A 20,873-nucleotide genomic window follows, 5' to 3' on the forward strand; every position below is an offset into this window, starting at 1 on the left:
ATACATACACCAAGCCATAGACGGTGACACCACAATGTCGAACTATCGCCTGTCTCTGACGCGTCGATAGCAAGACCAACGCACAACATGTCAATAACAACAAAAATTCACATCGAACACGAACGCCTCGCTCTCGTCCCGACGCTACAGAGCCTCGAAGACGTAACGATCCGTGTGATCACGCAGGGCAACACCGACCCAGGGTCAACTGTGTTCCCGTTCCTCATCGAGTATCACGATAGGGAATACCTCGAAGAGATGCTCGATACCGACCCCACCGTTCAGAGCTACGAACTTGTCGACTGGACCGACCAGACAGGAATCTACTACATCGAACACACGCCGGAAACGAAGCTCATCAGCACTATTGTGACCGATGTTAGCGGATTTCTCGTCCATACAGAGACGAAAGGCAACGGCTGGCTCGTCCGACTCCTTCTCCCTGACCGGCAGGCACTGAACACGATCTGGGAGTACGCACATTCAAATGATATTTCGCTCGAGATTATCGAGATATATGGAAACACAGACACCGGCGGTGAGCAATCATACGGGTTGACTGACGAACAGCGGACTGCATTGGTTACCGCCTACGAAAACGGCTACTTCAGAGAACCCAGAGACATCTCGTTGAACGAGGTTGCGGAGGAAATCGGGCTCTCGTCGACAGCAATGAGCGGTCGGCTCCGACGGGGAATGCGGAACCTCGTTGCGGCAACGATTATCGACAGAGAGGAATGAGTTCACGGACCAGTACACTGAGAATCGGTTGACTCAATTTCTCGAAGCATCGGTCGGATATACGACTCGATAGTCGGCTTTTATCTGTGAAGGCTCGTCAACACGGATTCTACGGGCTGTTTTATACATCTACAGCCGGATTCGATTACTTGGATTGGTTACTTGACTCCTTTTTGCGGTACACAGGCCGCAACGATGTCGGGTCTTTGTTGTACCCAAGCCAGACACTCAGTACCGTCGCAGCGAAGACCATATACACGGGAAACAGGAGAACGAGTGCGTACCCAGCGAAAATTGGTTCCAATACGCCGAGCCAGTATAGCGTCACGATACCAGTGAGTCCGGCTACTGCGCTCGCGATGATCCCCAGTCGATACGCATGAGCAGCTGCGGGACCGGGCGAAAGGTGAATCGTATCCATACGACATTTTATATGGCTGACCCTCATAAGTCGCGCGCGACACGCGGTAGCGCGTGTCGAGGTAGCATTCATTAGACTGGACTTATTTCCATCTGCCGAACAAAGAAATGTCTATGAAGCTCTCGTTGATCGCCGCCGTTGCGGCAAACGGAGTGATCGGTGCTAACGGCGGTGTTCCGTGGCAGTATCCCGAAGACCTGACACATTTCAGGCAGACGACTACCGGCCATCCAGTCGTCATGGGACGGCGGACCTTCGAGAGCATCCAGCGTGATCTCGGCGGCCCGCTACCGAATCGATCGAACATCGTTCTGACTACGACGCCACAACGACTTCCTGATGCTGTCACTGCTGTTACGTCGACAGCGGCGGCGCTAAGGGAGGCAGACGACAGTGACGCGGCTACAACGTACGTTATCGGTGGCGCTACCGTTTACGAACAGTTTCTCCCACAGGCCGACGAACTACTCCTGACGGAAATCGACACAGCCTTCAACGGGGATACGGTCTTTCCGACCGTCGATTGGTCTCGCTGGACTGAGAGGGAACGAACGTCACACGATGCGTTCGACATTGTCAAATACACGCACACTGAGCGCGGGTCAACATGACTGATTGGCGCCCGTACAAAAACAGCAGCCGTCTCGTCTCTCCGGTGGTCCATCCTTTGACCACGCAGTTTCCACTATCGGCCGACTGATACACATCGCAGCTATACGTTGATTTGTCATGCCCGCTGACCGTAGACGATAGATTTGAGAACTATTGCTATCCGGATAAAACACCCATCCGTATATAAAACCCAGAAGCAAGTAGCAGTATCTTTTATTACTATTTCTGGTCATCTTTCACAGGCATGAGCGGTAACGAGGAACACCCTAACTATCCTAGTGTCGACCAGTCAGATCGAACCGTCCCCCGGAACCTTCGCCAGACCGGTGACCCCAACATCGAGATGTTGGTGTCAACGCGCGTTCGGAAGTCTCCGTTCTTCCACAAGTCGTTCAACGAGGAAGGCGCCTGGCGGTGTACCGTCTACAACCGGCTCTACCACCCACGCGGACTCGTCGAGCCGGAAGACGGCGGCGCAATGAAGGAGTACGAGGCGCTCACCGAGAGCGTCACACTCTGGGATGTCGCCGTAGAGCGCCAGATTCGGGTCAAGGGCCCGGACGCCGAGGCGCTGACCAACTACGTTGTCACACGTGATGTCACCGATATGGACGCGATGGACGGGAAGTACGTCATCCTCTGTAACGAGGACGGCGGCGTCCTGAACGACCCGGTGCTGCTGCGCCCAGAAGAGGATGAGTTCTGGTTCTCCATCTCGGACTCGACCCTGATGCAGTGGCTCCAGGGTGTCAACGTCGACAACGACTTCGATGTCGAAATCGACGAGATCGACGTGGCCCCGATGCAGATTCAGGGCCCGCTCTCGGAAGATGTCATGGTTGACGTTGTTGGCGACAAAGTCAGCGACGTTCCGTACTACGGCCTGATGGACGCCGAGATCAACGGCGCCGATGTCCTCATCAGCCAGACCGGCTTCTCCGGAGAGGCAGGATTCGAGATTTACGTTCGAAACGCACACGAAGACGCCGAGAAGGTGTGGGACCCCGTTATGGAGACGGTCAAGGAACACGGCGGTCGCCAGATTGCGCCGGGCCATCACCGCCGCATCGCCGCCGGTATCATGTCCTGGGGCCAGGACCTCGACCACGAAACCTCCCCGTTCCAGGTCAACCTCGGCTACCACGTCCCTGACGACAAGGAAGCGGACTACATCGGAAAAGAGACGCTCGAAGAGCAGAAAGAGCAGATCGAGAACGGCAACTACCCGTTCGAGCACAAGCTCATCGGCCTCAAAATCGCGGGCGAGCCGATCCGCGACTACGCGCCGGACTTCTGGCTCATCTCCGATCCGGAGACGGGCGAGGAATGCGGGTACCTTACCTCACCGTGGTACAACCCGGATCTCGAGACCAACATCGGTATGGGCTTCGTCCCGGCCGAGAAAATCGAGGAAGTCACCGACACGCCGCTCAACGACGACGTCTACGACGAGGAACTGGATCTGGAGTTCCAGGTTCACCTCCCCGACGAGTACGCCGAAGAACCCGGCGAGCCCGTGTTCGCGACGGCAGCCAAGGTCCCGTTCAAGGAGTCGGTCAATCCGAGCGCCCGAGAGCAGGCGAAGCTTAACGCCCGGAAAGAAGCCGAAAGCGACGACTAATCCCGTAGGTCTGTCCCACCTTCGGTTCGTACCCGCGTGATGGGTACCCCAGTTTTTTGCAAGTCCCACGACGGTCAGGAGTTGACGCTTGTCGTTTGAACGTCGCCGAGATGCTATCTTCTGTTTCCGGTTCCCGGATTGTGTTCTCGGACAGTCCCACCGCAGACATCTATTCGATATCGTTGTGTACGGGCACAGGGCTACTCACCTGTCCGACCTTCTTTGGGCCGCTGGATTGAGCGAAATTCTGTGTTAGAGGGGGTCTCTCGTAGCAATGACAGGTGCGGGCACCGCGCGTGTTCAGCGGCCGCTTACATTCTGTTGCTTTGGTTTCCAGAACCGAATTTGCGAGAACACGTCGGCCCTTTGTTACGAGGCGACAGGCAGCAATCCTCGACCCCTAGTACAAAACTGTTGTACTGATGCAGCTTCCTGTGCCCGCGCTACTCGTACAGGGTGTACTCGTCAGTCAGTTCGTCCACGCGGTCACTGACTTCTGCGACGACAGCGTCGTCGTGCGGGGCATCGATGACCTCGTAGATGAGGTCGGCGACTTCGCGACAAGCGTCCTCGTCGAAGCCACGCGATGTCAGGCCCGGGGTCCCGGCACGGATGCCCGAGGGGTTGAACGACGAGCGGGTCTCGCCGGGGACGGTGTTAGCGTTGAGGACGATGCCGGCATCCTCTAGTGCTGCCTCGACTTCCTTGCCAGTCGTATCGGGATGGGACGGCCGGAGGTCGATGAGGACGAGGTGGTTGTCCGTGCCGCCAGAGATCAGATCCAGGCCGTGCTCTTGCAGACGGTTCCCGAGAGCGGCTGCGTTGTCGACGGTCTGTTGAGCGTACTGCTCGAACTCGGGGGCCAGCGCCTCGCCGAAGCCGACGGCCTTGCCTGCGATACAGTGCATCGCTGGTCCGCCTTGTGACCCAGGGAAAACGGCCGAGTCGATGTCGTCGGCGTACTCCTCGTCACACATGATGATGCCGCCACGGCCGGCGCGGATAGTCTTGTGCGTCGAGCCGGTGACGAAGTCAGCGATGCCGACGGGTGATTCGTGGACGCCGGCAGCGACGAGGCCTGTGATGTGAGCGATATCCGCGAGGTGGTAGGCATCGGTCGCGTCGGCGGCCTCCTGAATACGCTCGAAGTCGATCTCGCGTGGGTACGCGGAGTAGCCCGAGACAATGATATCCGGATCGAACTCCTCGGCGTGTTCGTGGAGACCCTCGTAGTCGATGTAGCCGGTCTCCTCGTCGACCTTGTACTGTTCGACCTCGTACACCTGGCCGGCGAAGTTCGCCGGATGGCCATGGGAGAGGTGGCCGCCGTGGGTCAGATCCAGCGAGAGGATCTTGTCGCCGGGTTCGAGCATGCCGAGATAGACGCCCATGTTCGCCTGCGAGCCCGAATGTGGCTGGACGTTGATGTGGTCCGCACCCCACAGTTCCTTCGCGCGGTCGATGGCCAACTGCTCCACTTCGTCGGCGTACTCACATCCGCCGTAGTAGCGCTCGCCCGGATATCCTTCCGCGTAGTTGTTCGTCAACTCGGAGCTCTGGGCTTCCATCACGGCCTCGCTAACGTGGTTCTCGCTGGCGATCATCGCCAGTGTGTCGTTCTGTCGCCCGCGCTCACCTTCGAGCGCATCAGCGACGGCTGGGTCTGCCTCTCGAACAGTGTCGTACGTCATACTGCCGTCAACGGCCTGGTAACGTAATAATTTGCGTGCTGGCGCAACCTACCAGATTGGTGAGTGGTTGTGGGAGCCAACGCTCACCACTGTGCAGGTGTGGATTCGTGGACCAGCTATCGAGCGGGGTGCTGTTGGGAGGTCAATATTGCATCGCAACATAGATTGATAAGTGATTTGTTCATACATACCAACGGACATGTCAGAGCAGACCAGACGTGACCTTCTGAAACGGCTCGGGGTCGGAAGCACGGTCGGAGTCGCATCACTCGCCGGATGCGCACAGCAGTCAGAGGACGGCGGCGGTGACGGCGAGACGACGGGCACGGAGGCCGATGACGAGTCGACGAGTACGGAAAGCGATGCCGGTGAAAGCGGTGGTGGTGAATCGATTGCAATCGGGACGCTGTTCCCGGTTACCGGCACCAACAGCGCGTACGGCGGCGGCCATCAAGATGCCGCGAACCTCGCGGCCGAGGAAATCAACGCGGCGGGCGGTCCACTGGATCGTGAGATCACGACGATCAACCGCGACACGGAAGGGAATCCCTCGCGGGCGGCCCAGAAGTTCCGGACGATGATAAACGAAGAAGGCATCGTCGGACTCGTGGGCCCGTATTCGAGTGGTATCGGGACCACGCTCGCCCCGGTCGCCCGTGACAACCGGGTGATGGAAGTGAGCAACGGCAACACGTCCCCGGCGCTTGCGACCGCTGGCGTCAACGAGGACAACGACGTGAAATACTACGGCCGAACCGCACCGAACGATGTCCAGCAGGCACTGGTGATGGGTCGGATACTGAACCAGCGTCTCGAAGCCGAGACAGCATCGTTCCTCTACGTCGACAACCCCTACGGCCAGGGGCTCGCCGAACAGGCCAGCGAGAACTTCGAGGGTGAGACGCTGAACATGGTCGGGTACTCCCAGCAGACGAACGACTACACCTCGACGCTGGATTCAGTGTTCGAAGGCGATCCCGACGCTGTTGGGGCAGTGATGTACCCGGGGAACGGTCGGACGATACTGAACCAGTGGAACCAGGGCGGCTACGGCGGACAGTGGGTCGCCGCCGAGGCTATCCTCGCACCCCAGCTCCTGTCGGACCTCTCGGACATCGTCGAGGGCATGTTTATTACGTCCCCACAGACCGCCAACAGCGAGACGTTTATCAGCAACATGGGCGGGGAGAGTGCGGTCACGCAGTTCGCGCCCCACGCCTACGACGCGACCTACCTCGAAGCGCTGGCGATGCAGCAGGCCGGGGAAGCCAGCGGGACGGCTATCGCGGAGAACATCCGTAGCGTCTCCCGAGGCGATGGGACGACGGTCGGTGTCGGGGAGTTCCAGGCTGGCAAGGAGGCACTCGCAAACGACGAGAGCGTGAACTACGACGGAGCCTCCGGTTCGGTCGACCTCAACGAGAACCTCGAACCGGTCGTTCCCTACCGGATCCTCGAAGTGACAAGCGGCGAAGCCGAAGTCATCGAAGAAGTCCCCCTGAGCTACTTCGAGGGCAAGATGTAGCCGGCGGCATTCCGCCTTCGGCCTCTCGAGTGCCGACACCAAAGACACAGACGGTGTGTGGCTTTATTTCGCCGACGGGTATACGACAGGTATGAGCGTCGATATCGAGCCGGAATGGCAGCCGGCGACGAAGCTGAACGTCATCGGCGGGGCGCTGGATTTCACGGCGCTGGATCCGCTCCCGGAGGGTGTCACTCGGGACCAGATCGAGGAAATCTGCTATACGGTCCGCGAGCTGTACGGCGACTACGTGGACGAGATCGTCGCTGAGACCACCCTCTCACAGCGGGAGGCCCAGACGTGGGTGCTCCGGACCCTCGCTCACGACGGCACCGAACCGCTCTCCTACGAGGCTATCGGGCTGTACATCTGGGCCATCGGCCGAGCGACGGAGGGTGACCCGCTCTCACGAACCATCGTGACAGACTATTACGACCGGGCCGAGGCGAAGGTCGAGCGAGCCGAGGCGACGGTCAAGCGGACCGGACCGCCGCCGTACCCGGACGACGTGTACGATGACCCCGCCATGCTCTGGGTCGATGCGCCAGTCGCCGAGCGGCTACAGCGATACCGGCGTGCGAACGAAACCTTCAGCGATTGCCTCGCGCGGCTGCTGGACGAGTCTGGCACGTCAATCCCGCTTGAGACGTTCGTCGAGGCCTATCGAACCGAGCGGGGTGCCGACTACGTGGCGGTCGATACCGTCTACCCGGACTGGGACGCCGAACTGCGCGTGGTCGTCGGAGTATCCGACGCCGGGACAGAACCGGATGTAGTCGCGGACGCCGCGGCGTTGCGGGTAGCTGGGCAGTCCTACGACTTCACTATCAGCGAGGAATCAGACCCTGTCCACGCGGATTCTCATCTCGTCGTGTACGCTGGGACAGCGGATCCGCCGGTTCCGGTCGCAGACGGGACTGATCGACTCGGGACGGCCCTCGCGGGTGTGGAGCGTTCGCTCCCGGACCTAGTCTCACAGCTCCGCTCCGTGGGCGCGACAGCGCTTACCATCGGAACCGAACCCGCTGGTGCCGGCGCTCACCTGTTTCCGGTTTTCGAGGCCGAACCCGACACCGAACCGCTAGCCGCTCTCGAACGGATCCAGCTAGACGACCGGACGCTGGACGTGGGCCGGGTCTCGCCGATGACGGTGGCGGCGTATCGGGAGCACAGTGAGACGACGAAACTGCTGTGGGCACGCGGTGACGGGCCTCTCGAACAGCGGGCGCTCCCCGACGACCCGACTGACCGTCGAGAACTGCTCCCGGATACGGTACTCAGGACAAGTACTTAGCCACCGAGATACAGCTCACCGACCTCGTCGCTGTCGAGCAGGTCCTGCCCGCTTCCGGCGAACTTGTTTTCCCCCATATCCAGCACGTAGCCCTTGTCCGAGACCGACAGTGCCTGCCGGGCGTTCTGTTCGACCATGAGAATCGCCGTGTCGGTCTCGTCGCGGATCCGGACGAGGCGGTCGAACATGTCGTCCACGAGGTCCGGAGCCAGGCCGGCAGAGGGTTCGTCGACAAGAATGAGCGCCGGGTCGACCATCAGCGCCGAGGACAGGGCTAACATCTGCTGTTGCCCGCCGGACATGGTTCCGGCCTTCTGGTTCTGTCGCTCACGGAGGACCGGAAACCGCTCGAAGGCCTCCTGGAAGTCCGACTCGCTCACGTTTGCGTCGATATAAGCCCCCATTTCGAGGTTCTCCCGGACGGTGAGCGTCGGGAAGACGTTCTCCCGCTGAGGGACATAGCACAATCCCTGTTCGGTCACTTCGTCGGCCCGGAGCGCAGTGATGTCGGTTCCATCGAACGTGACTTGCCCCGCCCAGCAGTCGATGAGGCCGTAGATGGCCTTCATCAGCGTCGACTTCCCGGCGCCGTTCGGGCCGATGATCGTGACGATCTCCTCCGCCCCCACGTCTATGTCGACGCCGTGGAGGATCTCGGCGTCACCGTACCCGGAGACAACGCCCCGTGCTTCGAGCAGTGCCATCTCAGTCCACCCCCAGGTAGGCGTCGATGACTCGCTGATCGTTTCGAATCGCGGCCGGTTCGCCTTCGACCAGTTTTTTGCCCTCGTTCATGACGATGATCGTATCGGAGAGGTCCATGATGACATCCATGTCGTGTTCGACGATACAGAAGGTGTATCCCTCGTCCCGCAAGGCCCTGATGCGGTCGGTCAGCTTCTCGGTCAGCGCCGGGTTGACGCCCGCAACCGGTTCGTCGAGGAGGACGAGCTTCGGGTCGAGCATCAGGACGCGGCCCAGTTCCAACAGTTTCCGCTGGCCGCCCGAAAGGTTGCCAGCCAACTCATCCGCGACGTGGTCGATTTCAAGCAGTTCCAGCATCTCCGTCGCCCGCTCGTACAGCGCCGTCTCCTCCTCGGCGACGGCGTCACGGCGGACCCACGCGTTAGCGAGGTTCTCGCCGGCCTGGTGCTGAGGCGCGAGCATCAGGTTCTCCCGGGCAGTCATATCGCTCAGTTCCCGCGTTATCTGGAACGTCCGTGCCAGCCCTTCCCGAGCCAGCATGAACGGTCGACTGAATTTGTGGCTGTCGGACGCGGCCTTGAGTCGCTCTTGCCCGAGGTAGACGCCGGCCCCCAGTCCCGCGCCCAGCGCGCCCGCGCCCAGACTGGTCGCTGTGCCCAGACCAGCAACGCCGAAGGCCGCGATGGCTCCGGCACTCCCGAAAGTGAGGCCGGACGCACTCCCCCAGATGAACCGTTCGTCGCTGCTTGCTGTCATGAGGTCCTGTAGCGGCTCCCCGTCGTAGCGGACGGTCCCGCTGTCAGGCTTGTAGAAGCCGCTGATGAGGTTGAACGTCGTGGTCTTGCCGGCCCCGTTTGGCCCGATGAGTCCCGTTATCGACCCCTGCTCGATGTCGAAGGTCGCGCCATCGACGGCGACGATGCCGCCGAACGTCTTTCGCAGGTCCTCGACTTCAAGGATCGCGCTCATTCGTCCTCACCCCCGTCGGCACGGGCGGCCACGCCACCCTCTCGCTGTGGGTTGCTGGTTTCGTTGACCCCTCCGGGCGTGCTGTAGTTCGCTTTCCCCAGCAATCCGTCCGGAAGGTAGTACAGAACGATGAGGAACAGAATCCCCATGACGACGAGGCGGAACGCCACCACGTTGACCCGCAGTGCCGGCGGGAAAAACGACGCTATCTGGGTCGTCGCCTGCTGGAAGGCCCAGAAGACGGCGGCACCGAGGATCGTCCCCTTGTTGTTGTTTGGGCCGCCGATGAAGACGATGAGCAGGGCGATGAACGTCACGCGCGGCGCGAACGTGACGAACGTGAGGCCCTGGGTGTACATCGCCCACAGCGCGCCCGCAAAGCCGGCCAGCGCAGAGCCGATGACCATGCTCTGTATCTTGTACACGAATGGGTCCTTGCCCAGCGAGCGCACCACGTCTTCGTCGTTCCGAACCGCCCGAAGCACGCGACCGAACGGCGACCGGGCGGTCAGTTCCAGCAGGTAGTACGCACCGAGCAGACACAGAACAAAGCCGGCCAGCAGGAACCGCTGGTAGTCAACTTGCACGGTCAGCGTCCCGGCGAAAGCCACGATGTAGTCTACGCCGACATCGCCGCCGAAGGCCAGTATCCACACGAGGTTCTGGACTAACGCTTTGAGCGCCGCCCCGGGCTGGCCGCCACTGAAGGGGCCGACCAGCGGAATGACGAAGTACCAGATCCCGACGAACCACAGCGTCGCTACGCCGATTATCTGTACTTTCGCCGTTGCAAACCAGTCCAGCGACTGCACAGCACGGTAGAAGCCACCGATGACGATACCGAGGAGGAGGAGACTGCCGGCGACTTTGACCGAGACGGCTCCGGCGTAAGGAATCGGCAACAAGGCGACGAGGAAGCCCGTCCCGAGGGCGATCCCACTCAGCCACTCGCGGCGGGTGAATCGTCCGGACAGTCGAGCCAGGACGGCGACCAAGACGAGCCAGGTGAACGCGGAGACCAGCACGCCGACCAGCAGTATGCGGTCCGCGACGGCTAGCAACACCGCCATGAGGCCGGCGGCAACGACGCCGCCAGCGGCGGCCACCTGAACCCTTCCCAGCGGGCCGCCGGGCCGACTGAGCGTCGAGAGGCCGAACGAGCCCACGAGATACAGCGCCGACACGGGTAGCGGGGAGCCACGGCCGCGCTCTCCGGCGAGCACAGCGAGAGCGATGCCCCAGACGACGGCTGTGATGACACCGAACAGCGTTGGTGTGGCCGGGAGCGACACGCCGAGGAACGGCACGCCGACCTGTCCCTCCAGCAAGAGCGGGAAGCTGCTCTTTAGCGGTGGGCTGTACCCGCGCAGCGCGTCGGGACCGTTTGCGAACCACGACTCGGCCTGGATGAACCGCTGGAAGATGACCGACACGCCCAACACCGTGATGGCGAGGTAGTCCTCCCGCAGGCGGATGGTCGGTAGTGCGACTAAGCCGCCGATTATCCCCGACAGCACAGTTGCGACTACGATTCCGACGACCCAGGTTCCGACGACGGGGACATCGCCGAGGCCGACGACGTAGGCCGTGAAGTCGCCGGGTTCGTCGGGCGGGAGGACGAACAACGCCGACGTGTACGCGCCGACGAGGAAGAACCCAACGTGGCCGAAATCCAACAGCCCGGTGTGGCCATACTTCAGGGTCAGCCCGTACGAGAGGATGCCGTAGATGGCGACCAGCACGATAAACGAAATGACAACGTCTGAGACTGCCATCTGTCAGTCCCCCACGATTCCTTCAGGCTTGATGAGCAAGACGAGCAGTAACACGACGAACGCGACGGGAACCCTGTACGTCGCGCTCAGCCCCGGGATAGCGAAGATACCGACCTCCATCGCAAGTCCGACGACGTAACTCCCGAGGATCGCCCCGTACACCGAGATACCGCCAAGGATGACTCCCGCAAACATCGGGAGCAGCAGGAAGAACCCGAGGTTGATCGTGATGTTACTGAACAGGAAGCCAAGCAAGACGCCGGCGACCGCGGCGAACATCCCCGCGAGTATCCAGACGACCATCATCACGCGGCGCGTGTTGATACCGCGGATCATCGCCAGTTCCCGGTTGTCGCTGGTCGCCCGCATCGCCTTCCCGAGCGTTGTCGCCTGCAACAGGTAATGGAGGAATCCCATGAGTCCCATCGCGGTGAGGATGATCCCGAGCCTGAGCGGCGACGTTCGCAGACGCGTCTCGTACAGCGTCGCCGACGGGACCGTCCCGCCGCCAGCGAACAGTGCACCACCGAGTATCAGTACGGCGACGCCACCGAGTCCCGCAGCCAAGCGTGGGCCGACGACGCCCGCGGTGTCACGACGGCGTCGGTACGCCCCACCCGCGACCAGGGCTGCGACGCCCAAGATGCCAATCACTTCCAGCCAGCCGTAGCCCAGGGTGAACAGTTGAGGGGTCCCTGTCCCACGGGTTTCGAGCACGTTGATGACCACCCCGTTGGCCGATACCAGGAGGTCGATGAACTTCGCGAACGTGAAGTTGACGCTCGACCCGGCCGCCTGAATCGTCGTGTCGACCTCGTAGAATCGGATGTCGCCCCCGAAGACGGTCTGGATGCTGAACCGGATGATAAACGCCATCGCGAGGGAGACGATGAGCATCATCGCCAGTTCGACATCTTTCTCCCGGAACTTGCGGAACACGACCGACTCGGTCAGCGGGACGAGAGCTCCAAGGACGACAACGGAGAACAGGAGCGCTGCGGGATAGGATGGCAGGCCGGCGACGACGAGCGCGCCGACGACGACTGCGAGCCCGACGTGCGTGGTGGTCCCCACTGTCGGTGATACGTCGATCCCCCACCAGCCCCCGCGTATCGCGTCGACACCGCCGAGATGGTACACTGAACCGAGGACACCTACCGCTGAGATAGCGAACACCAGTCCGATACCCGTGGGACCGACCGCACGCGGACCCGTGGCGAACACGTCGAACAGCGGAACGGACTGTGGCTTGTTCACTAATAGCGCGGCATACGCTCCCAGTGTCAGCAGGTCGCCGTGCGCGAAGTTCGGAACCTCGGCAATGTCATAGACCAGTGCCAACCCGATTGCACCCAGCGCAATGATACTACCCGTGACCAACCCAGTCAGAATTGCGTTCAACAGTCCGACTGACGGCGCCATACGCGAGACGTGTACCTGCCAAATAAATATTGTTTTTCCATCAGGTAATTGTACCGCTGGCCCCACCCAGTTCAACAGCAGCCAGTATCGCTTGCCCGGCGACTAGCTTTCGAGCCGCTTGTGTCGCCACTTCTCCGTGTCGGGCGTCTGATTGAAGGTGTAGATGTGGACGCCCCGGATGTTGTACTCGTCGTCGTCGACGTATGGTGCGAGCCCGTCAATGAGGTCATCGGGTTCGTACGTCCCGCGAGACCCGACCAGTTGTTTGACGAACCCGAGAATGCCCGTGGTCTTCCTGAGGAACTTTATCGAGTCACCGACACCGACCTTTTGCGAGATCTGCATCAGGCGCTGGTAGTTCATCACGCCCGGGATCCCGATTTCGACCGGGAGTGCGATACCGCGAGCACGGATATCTTCGACCCACTCCAGAACGGTCTCGGGGTCGTAACAGAGTTGCGTGACGATGTAGGTCGCGTACGGCGCCTTCTGTGCCATCGACTCCGCCAGCGTTTCGTCGTCGATGAAATCGTGGCCCTCGGGGTAGCCAGTGATACCGACTTCCTCGAAGGAATACTCGGTCTCCGCAAGCACCGTGAGTAAATCGTGTGCCGACTCGAACTCGCCGGCCGGCTCCTCGCGGTCACCACCGGGAACGAAGATGTCCGTGATGCCTGCCTGTTTCAGTCGCTCGGCGATTGCTTCGAGTTGCTCCCGATCTTCCACGTAGCGGGCTGCGATGTGCGGGACGACATCGTATCCCATCTCGGCGGCTTCCTCCGTCTTTTCGACGGTCCGCTCGATGCCGAGCTGCGGCGAAGTCGTGATCGCGATGGTGGCGTTGTCCGGGAGGTGGGTAATCTCCTCGTCGAAGCTCTCGAACGGCATCAGTTCGAACCGAGCGCCCGTCAGGAGCGTCTGGACACCTTGTGAATCTGAGACAGCGCGTGTTCCGAGGGCCATGAGTTACTAGAGATAAGATATAAACGTACTTTGTACTGTGGGTGGGGCATCGAACCCATTTATAAACGACGCCCCTCTCTCACGCGCTGTGGGGCGTACACTGCCGGATTCGACTAGCTACGGTCCCGTAAGAAACGGTATGGTCTGGCTCATCGGCGAGTCGACACAAGACGAGATCTAACAGATTGAGCTCCTCCAGCAGGTCCCGGGTCTGGGACCGGTTGAGGCCCAAGTACCGCTGGATCTCGTACACCGTATCCGAGTCAACGACCGCCTCCGCAACGTCGCGGAGTTGCACATCGGCCGGGAGTCCAAGACCGTCGGTGACCAGTTGGTCGTCAGGGAGGTCCCCGACAGAGTCGGTCCCGGGTCCTGGTGACTCGGCTGCGACGGGTTCGGCCACACTGACCTGCTCGTCTTCGTCGTCGGCCCCCGACTGGCTCGCCGCGTCATCCGGGGTCCCTGATTTGCTGGCCGATTCCACGTCGTCACTGGACGTGTTGTACGTGTTCGGGACGTGGATGTCGGCCTCGATCATGTACCGGCGAACGGTCTCGGACGAGACATCCATCTGGATCTGCGCTGCGATCTCTTTGAAATTGTCACATTCGTCGTAGAGAGCTTGCAGGTAGCCGGTGTCCTCGTATGGGGGCACGGAGTCGTCACGAACAGCGGCGAAAGGGTCCGATTCCCCCTCGGACGCAGGCTCAGACTGTGTCTCGTCCGTCGTCGTGCTGTCAGACTGTCCGCGTGCTTGTGACTCGTCGTCGCCAGCGAGCGTGGACTCCGTGTCCGCGACATCCGAAGCAGCGAGTGAATTATTGTCGTCAGTGTCGGGAGAACCCACGGAGCTGATCGGTGCCGATTCCTCGGTTTCACCCTGTTCGGGTCCGGAATCGACGCTAGCTTCCTCGGCTGCTGCTGTCGTGGCGTCGATTGTCAGGTCAACCGTCAGGAGCAACCCATCGTCGGTAACAGCGGCTGAGGCGTCGCCGACCGACACCGATGCAGCGGCAGTCGACGGCGGTTCAGTGGCTGCTGGTGAGAATTCGACTTGCAGATCCCCACTGTCGGTCAGCATCGCGCTCTTTGGCGTGAGCCCGTCATCTGCGCCGCCGCCAGAACAGACTGAGACCGGCATCGAAACCGTCACCTCGAGGACTGCACTACCTGTATCGGCTGGCGATGCTTCGACGGTCCGGACGGATCGGCCACGAGATTCGTATGCATCGATGATCTCAGCGAGCGCCGTAAAGGCCGTGTGGAGTCCCATGTTATTGATTGACTATGACACGTTATGGTGTAGAGATATGTGCGGAATAGCTAACCCATTTATAAACAGCCGTGGAACTGAGGTTATTGGATCAAGTTAAACCTGCTGCCGAACACATTATCGAACGGATACCGGTCAGCACGGTGTCGCGATACCGGCGAGACGTTCGCCCTTCACGACGACAGATTCTCTAGCGAGCGAATATAGCACGCCTCGTTCTGTCGCTGAAACGACTTGTTGTTGTTCAAACGAGGACGGGTCGTAAATAGTTCCAAGTCGCTCCGCCTCGTCAACGGTGTCGCCGATGGCGATATCCGTCCGGCACTCGAACAACCCCGATGCTGTCGCAGTAACCGGCTCCCCGTCGTTTCGGAGCACTGTTTGGTCGGCCTGCACGTCCGCCGCCGCTGGGAGGACAGCCTGCTCACGCAGGAGGTTCTGGAGGCCATCGACACCGTCTTTGACCGCCCCCAGTGCGATCCGGCGGCTGTTCGACAACTCTGCGGTGATGACCGGAATACCGGCCGCTGCAGCCGCGGCACGGAACGTCCCATCGGGCTCATCGCCGCTATCGTCTTCGGTGCCGTCGATGAGCCTGTAGTCGGTTCCGAACGCTTCGGCGAGGCGCTCGGCGACCGGGTCACCCGCGCGACACCTGACGTGTGCCAGCATGTCTGCCGTGCCGGTGTGGAGGTCGACCGCCGCATCAGCGTCTTCGACAAGCTCCCACAGGCGAGCCGCTAACTGTTCCTGTAAGCTGCCGGATTCGTCTCCCGGCCAGACACGGTTCAGATTCGGGTTCATCACGTCGTACTCGCCGGGAGTCATGTACGACCGGTGGTCAAAGGCAAGCTGGTTCACCACCGGAACGACGATAACCGTCCCGGCGATGGTCGCGTCGATCAGGTGATCGTGGAGCCGCCGTAACGCGGCCGGGCCGTTGAGTTCGATACCGTGTTGCGCCGCCTGGATGTACACTGTCGGTCCGGGCCCACCGACGTATCGGTGGACAGTCACGGACACGTCCCGCCCCGACGGTAGCCGTCCGAGCCGCCGGTCAGTCGCTGTGTGTGTGACGGACGCGTATTCCATACCGTAGCCCAGCAGCGCGCGAACAAAAAACACCGGGAGTGGGGCTAGTCGATGTCGCCGCCATCCGATTGGGGGTCTGCTGACGGAGCGAAGCGACAATCTGCCCAACTGCTTAGTAGGAGGAGTGATAACACATAACTTGATTCACAAATACGCAATTGTGAGATGCGACTTCACTCTGGGCAGGAGTGCAAACCACCATAGGGGACATACATTTATTAACAACGGTACCCCTGTTATTCTGAAACACTATATGACGTTTTTCTGATCGGTTGCAAAGAGAACCGGCCAGGCGGTACTTATATTGCCACGCCATCGTAGATTTCATACAGAGTTATGGAGCCAACCGATAGCCTGCCGACCCAAGCCGACACCGTCATCGTCGGTGCCGGAATCGTCGGCTGCAACATTGCGTACCAGTTGACTGAGCTCGGCCGCGAGGACGTTGTCGTGGTCGATCAGGGACCGATGCCTACCACGGGTGGATCGTCGACGCACGCCCCCGGGATCATGTTCCAGACCGCAGAGCCGAAGGTACTCGGCCAATTTGCGGACTATAGCCGCCGTCTGTACTCCGATCTTGAAGGGGCGGACGGGACCCAGGCGTACTCCGAAACGGGCGGCATCGAAGTCGCACGCAGCGAGGAACGCATGGACTTCCTCCAGCGCCGCGTCGAGTATGCCGAGGCCTGGGGCATCGAGGACCCGCAGTTGCTCTCCCCTGAGGAAGTCACCGAGCATCTCCCACTGGTCGACGCTGACCAGATCAAGGGCGGCTACTACTCCCCGACAGACGGGCAGGTGTCCGGCGTCGTCGCATGTGACGCACTGGCCCGAGAAGCGATGGACAGAGGCGCGAAATTCGTCCCGCACACGCGCACCGAGGACGTACAAACGAAAGACAGCGGAGTACAGGCTGTTGTCACTGAAAACGGCACCATCGAGTGTAACGAGGTCGTTGTCGCGACGAACATCTGGGCCCGACAACTCGGTGAGAAACTGGACGTGCACCTGCCAGTCACGCCGGTCGAGCACCAGTACACGATGACGGAATCGCTCGACGAACTGGCCGACAGCGCGGTCGACATCACCGACCACCCGCTGTTCGAGAACTACGAGAACGTCTCCGGGGAGAAGGCAAAGCGGCTTCTGGTGGGTCCAGACCGACCGATTCTCCGCGACCAGGACAACGCGATGTACTACCGGAACCACGGGGACGCCTACGGTATCGGCTCGTACAACCACGAGCCCATCGTCCCTGATCCGATGGAACTCGGCGGGAACGACCCGGACGGTGAGCAGGGGTCGGTCCACGAGTTTACCGACTATCACATGGACAACGCGACCCATCCGGACCGACCGGACAAGGCCCCCCGACAGGCCAGCGACGAACTGCTGCCCGCGACGGCCGGGAAGGAACTCGAACACAAGTACAACGGCATGTTCGCGGAGTCACCCAACGGGCTTCCCGTGATGGGGCCGGTCCAGGAGTACGACGGCCTCTGGACGGCGGCAGCGATCTGGGTCACCCACGCCGGTGGAGCCGGGAAGGCCCTCGCCGAGTGGATGGAACACGGCGTTCCGCGGCTGCCCGAAGGACCAATCGACCTCGCCCACTGCGACGTGAACCGCTTCGATGAGCACGAGGGGAGCTGGGACTTCGCCCGAGATATCGGCGGCGAGGAGTACCGCATCGTCTACAACATCATGCACCCGAAGTGGGTCTGGACGGACAAGCAGCGCGACATCCGCCGGACCCCGATGTACCACACCCACAAGGAGTACGACGCCGAACTGTGGGCCGAGGCCGGCTGGGAGGAGCCACAGTGGTTCGAGTCCAACGCCGACCTACTGGCGGAGTTCGGCGACCAGATTCCCGACCGCGAGGGCTGGGAGGCGAAGTACTGGTCGCCAATCGAAGGCGCTGAAGCACTGAACGTCCGCGAGAACGTCGGTCTCCACGACATGACCTCCTTCAACAAGATGGAGGTCATCGGGAGCGACGCCGGCGAGTTCATCCAGTACCTCTGTACGAACGACATGGACATCGACGTGGGCGACGTGAAGTACACGCTGATGTGTAACGAGGGCGGTGGCGTCCGTGCGGATATCACGGTCACGCGAACCGACGAGGACCGATACCTCCTGCTGACTACCGGTCGTGAAGTCGGAAACAACCACGTCGCGTGGGTGCGCGAGCAGTCGCCCGACGACGTGGTCGTCAACGACGTGACCTCCAGCCTGGCGGCGATGGTCTGTACGGGACCGAACGCCCGGAAAGTCCTCTCGAAGGTCACCGATGTCGATCTCTCGGACGATGCATTCCCGTTCTTCACGAGCCAGCAGTTCTTCATCAAGAACATTCCCGTGACTGCGCTCCGCGTCTCGTACGCGGGCGAACTCGGCTGGGAGTTCTACACGCCCTCGGAGTACGGCGAACAACTCTGGGAGCACATCATGGAGGCCGGCGAGGAGTACGGCATCCGCCCCTACGGCAACGGCGCGCTGAACTCGCTCCGAATCGAGAAAGGGTTCCGCCTCTGGGGGAAGGACCTCCACACGGAGCACAACCCCTACGAGGCCGGTCTCGGTTGGGCCGTCGACCTCGAAACCGACTTCATCGGCAAGGAGGCCGTCGCGGCGGCCGCCGACGGCGACAACATCGACCACAAGGTCGCCTGTCTGACCCTCGACGACGAGGAGGCTGTCGTGCTGGACAACAAGCCGGTGCTCGACGGCGACGAGACCATCGGGTATCTCCACAGCGCCGAGTACGGCTACACCGAGGGCGCATGTGTCGCCTACACCTACCTGCCGCCCGAGTACGCCGAACCGGGTACCAGCGTCGAAATCCTCTACGAGGGCGAGCGCTACGACGCGACTGTCCGCGAGGAACCGTTAGTATCCTGATACTGGGAAACGAACGCCAGATGCCGTGACTGCGGGCCGTTCTTTTTTTGATTGACGCAAGTATCTCAGTACTCTTTCAGTATTATTTAAACACGTGTGCTATCCATAGTCAACGATGATGGGTCTGGCAAGTGGGCATACATACGCATGACAAGTTGGAGCCAGACAAGTGATGATGTTATGGCAGTAAGCCCCGAGATAACTGACGAAAATAACGCACTCCCGGCGAAATATTTCACAGATCCGAATGTACATGAACTCGAAAAAGAGAAAGTATTTGGTCAATACTGGGTGTACGCCGGACACGCGAACGCGATTACGGAGTCAGGAGCGTACTTCACGCGAACGATCGGCGACAAGCAAGTGATCATCGTCCGCGACCACGACGACGAGATACGCGCATTCTTCAACGTCTGCGCACACCGCGGTTCGAAGATGGTCGAGGATACGCCCATGACCAACCCCGGAAACATGGGCCGCATCCGCTGCCCGTATCACATGTGGTCGTATGACCTGGACGGCGACCTCGAAAGCACGCCAAAGAGCTTCGAGGAGGCGGGGCTCAACCCGGACCTGGATGACGAGGAGGTCTGCAGTTTAGATGCCAGCGACAACGGACTCAACGAGGTCCAGACTGACCGGATCGGACCGTTTGTCTTCCTCAACTTCGCCGACGACCCAATGCCGCTGGCCGAGCAGGCGGGGACGCTGAAAACGGAGCTGGAAGACATGCCCCTAGAGGAGTACGAACACGCAGCGCGGTACGTGTCGGAAGTCGACTGCAACTGGAAGACGTTCGCGGGCAACTACTCCGAATGCGACCACTGCCACGCGAACCATCAGGACTGGATAACCGACATCGAACTCGACGGGTCCAACCTCGAAGTCAACGACTACCACTGGATCCTGCACTACACCCACGACGAGGATGTCGACGACGAGCTACGCATCCACGACGAAAAGGAGGCGAAGTTCTACTACTTCTGGCCGAACTTCACGGTGAACATGTACGGGACAGCCGACGGGTACGGGACGTACATTATCGACCCGATTGACGAAGGGCGGTTCCAGTTAATCGCTGACTACTACTTCAGCTCCGCGGAGATGACTGACGAGGAACAGGAGTTCGTCCAGACGAGCCGCCAGTTACAGGAGGAAGACTTCGAACTCGTCGAACGCCAGTACGAAGGGCTGCAGTCCGGAGCGCTCGCCCAGGCACAACTGGGGCCGAACGAACACACCGTCCACAAACTGCACCGACTCGCACAGGAGGCCTACGAAGCTTGACTTCGGTGTCACAGACAGACCAGCGAGAAGACGTGTCCTTCGTCGCTCGAGCCACCGAGACAGGTGCCCGCGTGGAAGCGTCGACAGCGAACGAGGTGATTGCGTTCTATCGACGCCAGCAGGGATTGATGGACACGGATCTCGAATGGGTGTTCGCGGAGCATCCAGCAGTCACTGAGGCCCCGGGCGCGGACAGTATCGACGCTGTCCTCCGGGGGTTAGACGACTACTTCAAGAACGGGGTTCCGCTGGGAGTTCTCGCCGCCGCGATGAGTAAACAGGGCTGGACTGTCGGGGACACGCTGAGCGAAGTGTACGAACTGCGGATGAGCGGCTCGCTCTGGGAACCGCGCGCCGATCACCTCCGACCGGTCTGACGGGTCGCCGACCGTCATATCGGCCACGGTGACCTACCTGACTGCCTTGATTTGGTCACACACTCACAGCAGCAGCCACTCTGTTCGCAATGGCCTGTCCTCTAGCCGTCTGCCAGAAACTGTAAGCTGCGTAGAATGCTGAGGTTCGTCGTGACCGGCGCTTTGGATCGTTTCGCTCCGAACCCCTATTCTGGC

At 60.9% G+C, this 20,873-nt stretch carries 17 protein-coding genes; 8 read left to right on the forward strand and 9 right to left on the reverse strand.

Annotated elements, in window-relative coordinates:
* The first annotated feature begins 87 nt into the window (after nt 1-87).
* The gene (locus tag NDI54_RS13710; RefSeq protein ID WP_310896997.1) at nt 88-741 is read left to right on the forward strand and encodes a helix-turn-helix domain-containing protein; all 654 of its coding nucleotides are present in this window, start codon (nt 88-90) and stop codon (nt 739-741) included.
* 145 nt (nt 742-886) lie between these two features.
* On the opposite strand, the gene NDI54_RS13715 is transcribed toward NDI54_RS13710, so the two are convergent.
* Nucleotides 887-1,162, reverse strand: a complete 276-nt coding sequence (locus NDI54_RS13715; RefSeq protein ID WP_310896998.1) for a hypothetical protein — start codon at nt 1,160-1,162, stop codon at nt 887-889.
* Nucleotides 1,163-1,275: 113 nt separating this feature from the next.
* Between NDI54_RS13715 and NDI54_RS13720 the strand changes: the two genes are divergently transcribed.
* Both NDI54_RS13720 and NDI54_RS13725 read left to right on the forward strand, forming a co-directional pair.
* A complete protein-coding gene (locus NDI54_RS13720; protein WP_310896999.1) occupies nt 1,276-1,773 on the forward strand; it encodes a dihydrofolate reductase in 498 nt (165 codons plus the stop codon).
* 245 nt (nt 1,774-2,018) lie between these two features.
* Nucleotides 2,019-3,395, forward strand: coding sequence for an aminomethyltransferase family protein (locus NDI54_RS13725; RefSeq protein ID WP_310897000.1), 1,377 nt, complete (start codon nt 2,019-2,021; stop codon nt 3,393-3,395).
* Between the two features lie 443 nt (nt 3,396-3,838).
* Here the strand turns inward: NDI54_RS13725 and glyA are convergent, their stop codons facing one another.
* Nucleotides 3,839-5,086 (reverse strand): serine hydroxymethyltransferase, encoded by a 1,248-nt coding sequence (gene glyA / locus NDI54_RS13730; RefSeq protein WP_310897001.1) that lies wholly within the window; start codon nt 5,084-5,086, stop codon nt 3,839-3,841.
* 199 nt (nt 5,087-5,285) lie between these two features.
* Here glyA and NDI54_RS13735 point away from each other — a divergent pair, with 199 nt between their 5' ends.
* Entirely contained in the window at nt 5,286-6,611 is a 1,326-nt protein-coding gene (locus tag NDI54_RS13735; RefSeq protein ID WP_310897002.1) for an ABC transporter substrate-binding protein, read from the forward strand.
* 91 nt (nt 6,612-6,702) lie between these two features.
* Nucleotides 6,703-7,905, forward strand: a complete 1,203-nt coding sequence (locus NDI54_RS13740; RefSeq protein ID WP_310897003.1) for a hypothetical protein — start codon at nt 6,703-6,705, stop codon at nt 7,903-7,905.
* On the opposite strand, the gene NDI54_RS13745 is transcribed toward NDI54_RS13740, so the two are convergent.
* The 7 genes from NDI54_RS13745 to NDI54_RS13775 form a co-directional block, all read right to left on the reverse strand.
* Complete coding sequence (locus NDI54_RS13745) at nt 7,902-8,609, reverse strand: ABC transporter ATP-binding protein (RefSeq protein WP_310897004.1); 708 nt, start codon at nt 8,607-8,609, stop codon at nt 7,902-7,904. The two genes, NDI54_RS13740 and NDI54_RS13745, sit on opposite strands and share 4 nt — an antisense overlap.
* 1 nt (nt 8,610) lies before the next feature.
* Entirely contained in the window at nt 8,611-9,579 is a 969-nt protein-coding gene (locus NDI54_RS13750) for an ABC transporter ATP-binding protein (RefSeq protein WP_310897005.1), read from the reverse strand.
* Entirely contained in the window at nt 9,576-11,354 is a 1,779-nt protein-coding gene (locus NDI54_RS13755; RefSeq protein WP_310897006.1) for an ABC transporter permease subunit, read from the reverse strand. Before NDI54_RS13755 ends, NDI54_RS13750 begins: the two co-directional genes overlap by 4 nt.
* A 3-nt stretch (nt 11,355-11,357) precedes the next feature.
* On the reverse strand, nt 11,358-12,776 hold the full coding sequence (locus tag NDI54_RS13760; protein WP_310897007.1) for a branched-chain amino acid ABC transporter permease: 1,419 nt from the start codon (nt 12,774-12,776) through the stop codon (nt 11,358-11,360).
* A 102-nt stretch (nt 12,777-12,878) separates the two neighbouring features.
* The gene (locus tag NDI54_RS13765; protein WP_310897008.1) at nt 12,879-13,739 is read right to left on the reverse strand and encodes a methylenetetrahydrofolate reductase; all 861 of its coding nucleotides are present in this window, start codon (nt 13,737-13,739) and stop codon (nt 12,879-12,881) included.
* A gap of 79 nt (nt 13,740-13,818) precedes the next feature.
* On the reverse strand, nt 13,819-15,012 hold the full coding sequence (locus NDI54_RS13770; RefSeq protein ID WP_310897009.1) for a hypothetical protein: 1,194 nt from the start codon (nt 15,010-15,012) through the stop codon (nt 13,819-13,821).
* Nucleotides 15,013-15,147: 135 nt separating this feature from the next.
* Nucleotides 15,148-16,104 (reverse strand): succinylglutamate desuccinylase/aspartoacylase family protein, encoded by a 957-nt coding sequence (locus NDI54_RS13775; protein WP_310897010.1) that lies wholly within the window; start codon nt 16,102-16,104, stop codon nt 15,148-15,150.
* 336 nt (nt 16,105-16,440) lie between these two features.
* Here NDI54_RS13775 and NDI54_RS13780 point away from each other — a divergent pair, with 336 nt between their 5' ends.
* From NDI54_RS13780 to NDI54_RS13790, 3 genes are all read left to right on the forward strand, one after another.
* The gene (locus NDI54_RS13780) at nt 16,441-19,014 is read left to right on the forward strand and encodes a GcvT family protein (protein WP_310897011.1); all 2,574 of its coding nucleotides are present in this window, start codon (nt 16,441-16,443) and stop codon (nt 19,012-19,014) included.
* Nucleotides 19,015-19,161: 147 nt separating this feature from the next.
* On the forward strand, nt 19,162-20,301 hold the full coding sequence (locus NDI54_RS13785) for an aromatic ring-hydroxylating oxygenase subunit alpha (RefSeq protein ID WP_310897012.1): 1,140 nt from the start codon (nt 19,162-19,164) through the stop codon (nt 20,299-20,301).
* Nucleotides 20,302-20,306: 5 nt separating this feature from the next.
* The gene (locus NDI54_RS13790; protein ID WP_310897013.1) at nt 20,307-20,678 is read left to right on the forward strand and encodes a hypothetical protein; all 372 of its coding nucleotides are present in this window, start codon (nt 20,307-20,309) and stop codon (nt 20,676-20,678) included.
* Nucleotides 20,679-20,873 lie beyond the last annotated feature (195 nt).

The sequence above is a fragment of the Haloarcula terrestris genome (assembly GCF_031624315.1).
Lineage (GTDB): Archaea > Halobacteriota > Halobacteria > Halobacteriales > Haloarculaceae > Haloarcula > Haloarcula terrestris.

Coding starts and splice junctions, on each gene's coding strand:
- NDI54_RS13770 (WP_310897009.1), bottom strand. CDS start 15,012: ATGGGACTCCACACGGCCTTTACGGCGCTCGCTGAGATCATCGATGCA.
- NDI54_RS13725 (WP_310897000.1), top strand. CDS start 2,019: ATGAGCGGTAACGAGGAACACCCTAACTATCCTAGTGTCGACCAGTCA.
- NDI54_RS13720 (WP_310896999.1), top strand. CDS start 1,276: ATGAAGCTCTCGTTGATCGCCGCCGTTGCGGCAAACGGAGTGATCGGT.
- NDI54_RS13755 (WP_310897006.1), bottom strand. CDS start 11,354: ATGGCAGTCTCAGACGTTGTCATTTCGTTTATCGTGCTGGTCGCCATC.
- NDI54_RS13780 (WP_310897011.1), top strand. CDS start 16,441: ATGGAGCCAACCGATAGCCTGCCGACCCAAGCCGACACCGTCATCGTC.
- NDI54_RS13760 (WP_310897007.1), bottom strand. CDS start 12,776: ATGGCGCCGTCAGTCGGACTGTTGAACGCAATTCTGACTGGGTTGGTC.
- NDI54_RS13765 (WP_310897008.1), bottom strand. CDS start 13,739: ATGGCCCTCGGAACACGCGCTGTCTCAGATTCACAAGGTGTCCAGACG.
- NDI54_RS13750 (WP_310897005.1), bottom strand. CDS start 9,579: ATGAGCGCGATCCTTGAAGTCGAGGACCTGCGAAAGACGTTCGGCGGC.
- NDI54_RS13740 (WP_310897003.1), top strand. CDS start 6,703: ATGAGCGTCGATATCGAGCCGGAATGGCAGCCGGCGACGAAGCTGAAC.
- NDI54_RS13710 (WP_310896997.1), top strand. CDS start 88: ATGTCAATAACAACAAAAATTCACATCGAACACGAACGCCTCGCTCTC.
- NDI54_RS13775 (WP_310897010.1), bottom strand. CDS start 16,104: ATGGAATACGCGTCCGTCACACACACAGCGACTGACCGGCGGCTCGGA.
- NDI54_RS13735 (WP_310897002.1), top strand. CDS start 5,286: ATGTCAGAGCAGACCAGACGTGACCTTCTGAAACGGCTCGGGGTCGGA.
- NDI54_RS13785 (WP_310897012.1), top strand. CDS start 19,162: ATGACAAGTTGGAGCCAGACAAGTGATGATGTTATGGCAGTAAGCCCC.
- glyA (WP_310897001.1), bottom strand. CDS start 5,086: ATGACGTACGACACTGTTCGAGAGGCAGACCCAGCCGTCGCTGATGCG.
- NDI54_RS13715 (WP_310896998.1), bottom strand. CDS start 1,162: ATGGATACGATTCACCTTTCGCCCGGTCCCGCAGCTGCTCATGCGTAT.
- NDI54_RS13745 (WP_310897004.1), bottom strand. CDS start 8,609: ATGGCACTGCTCGAAGCACGGGGCGTTGTCTCCGGGTACGGTGACGCC.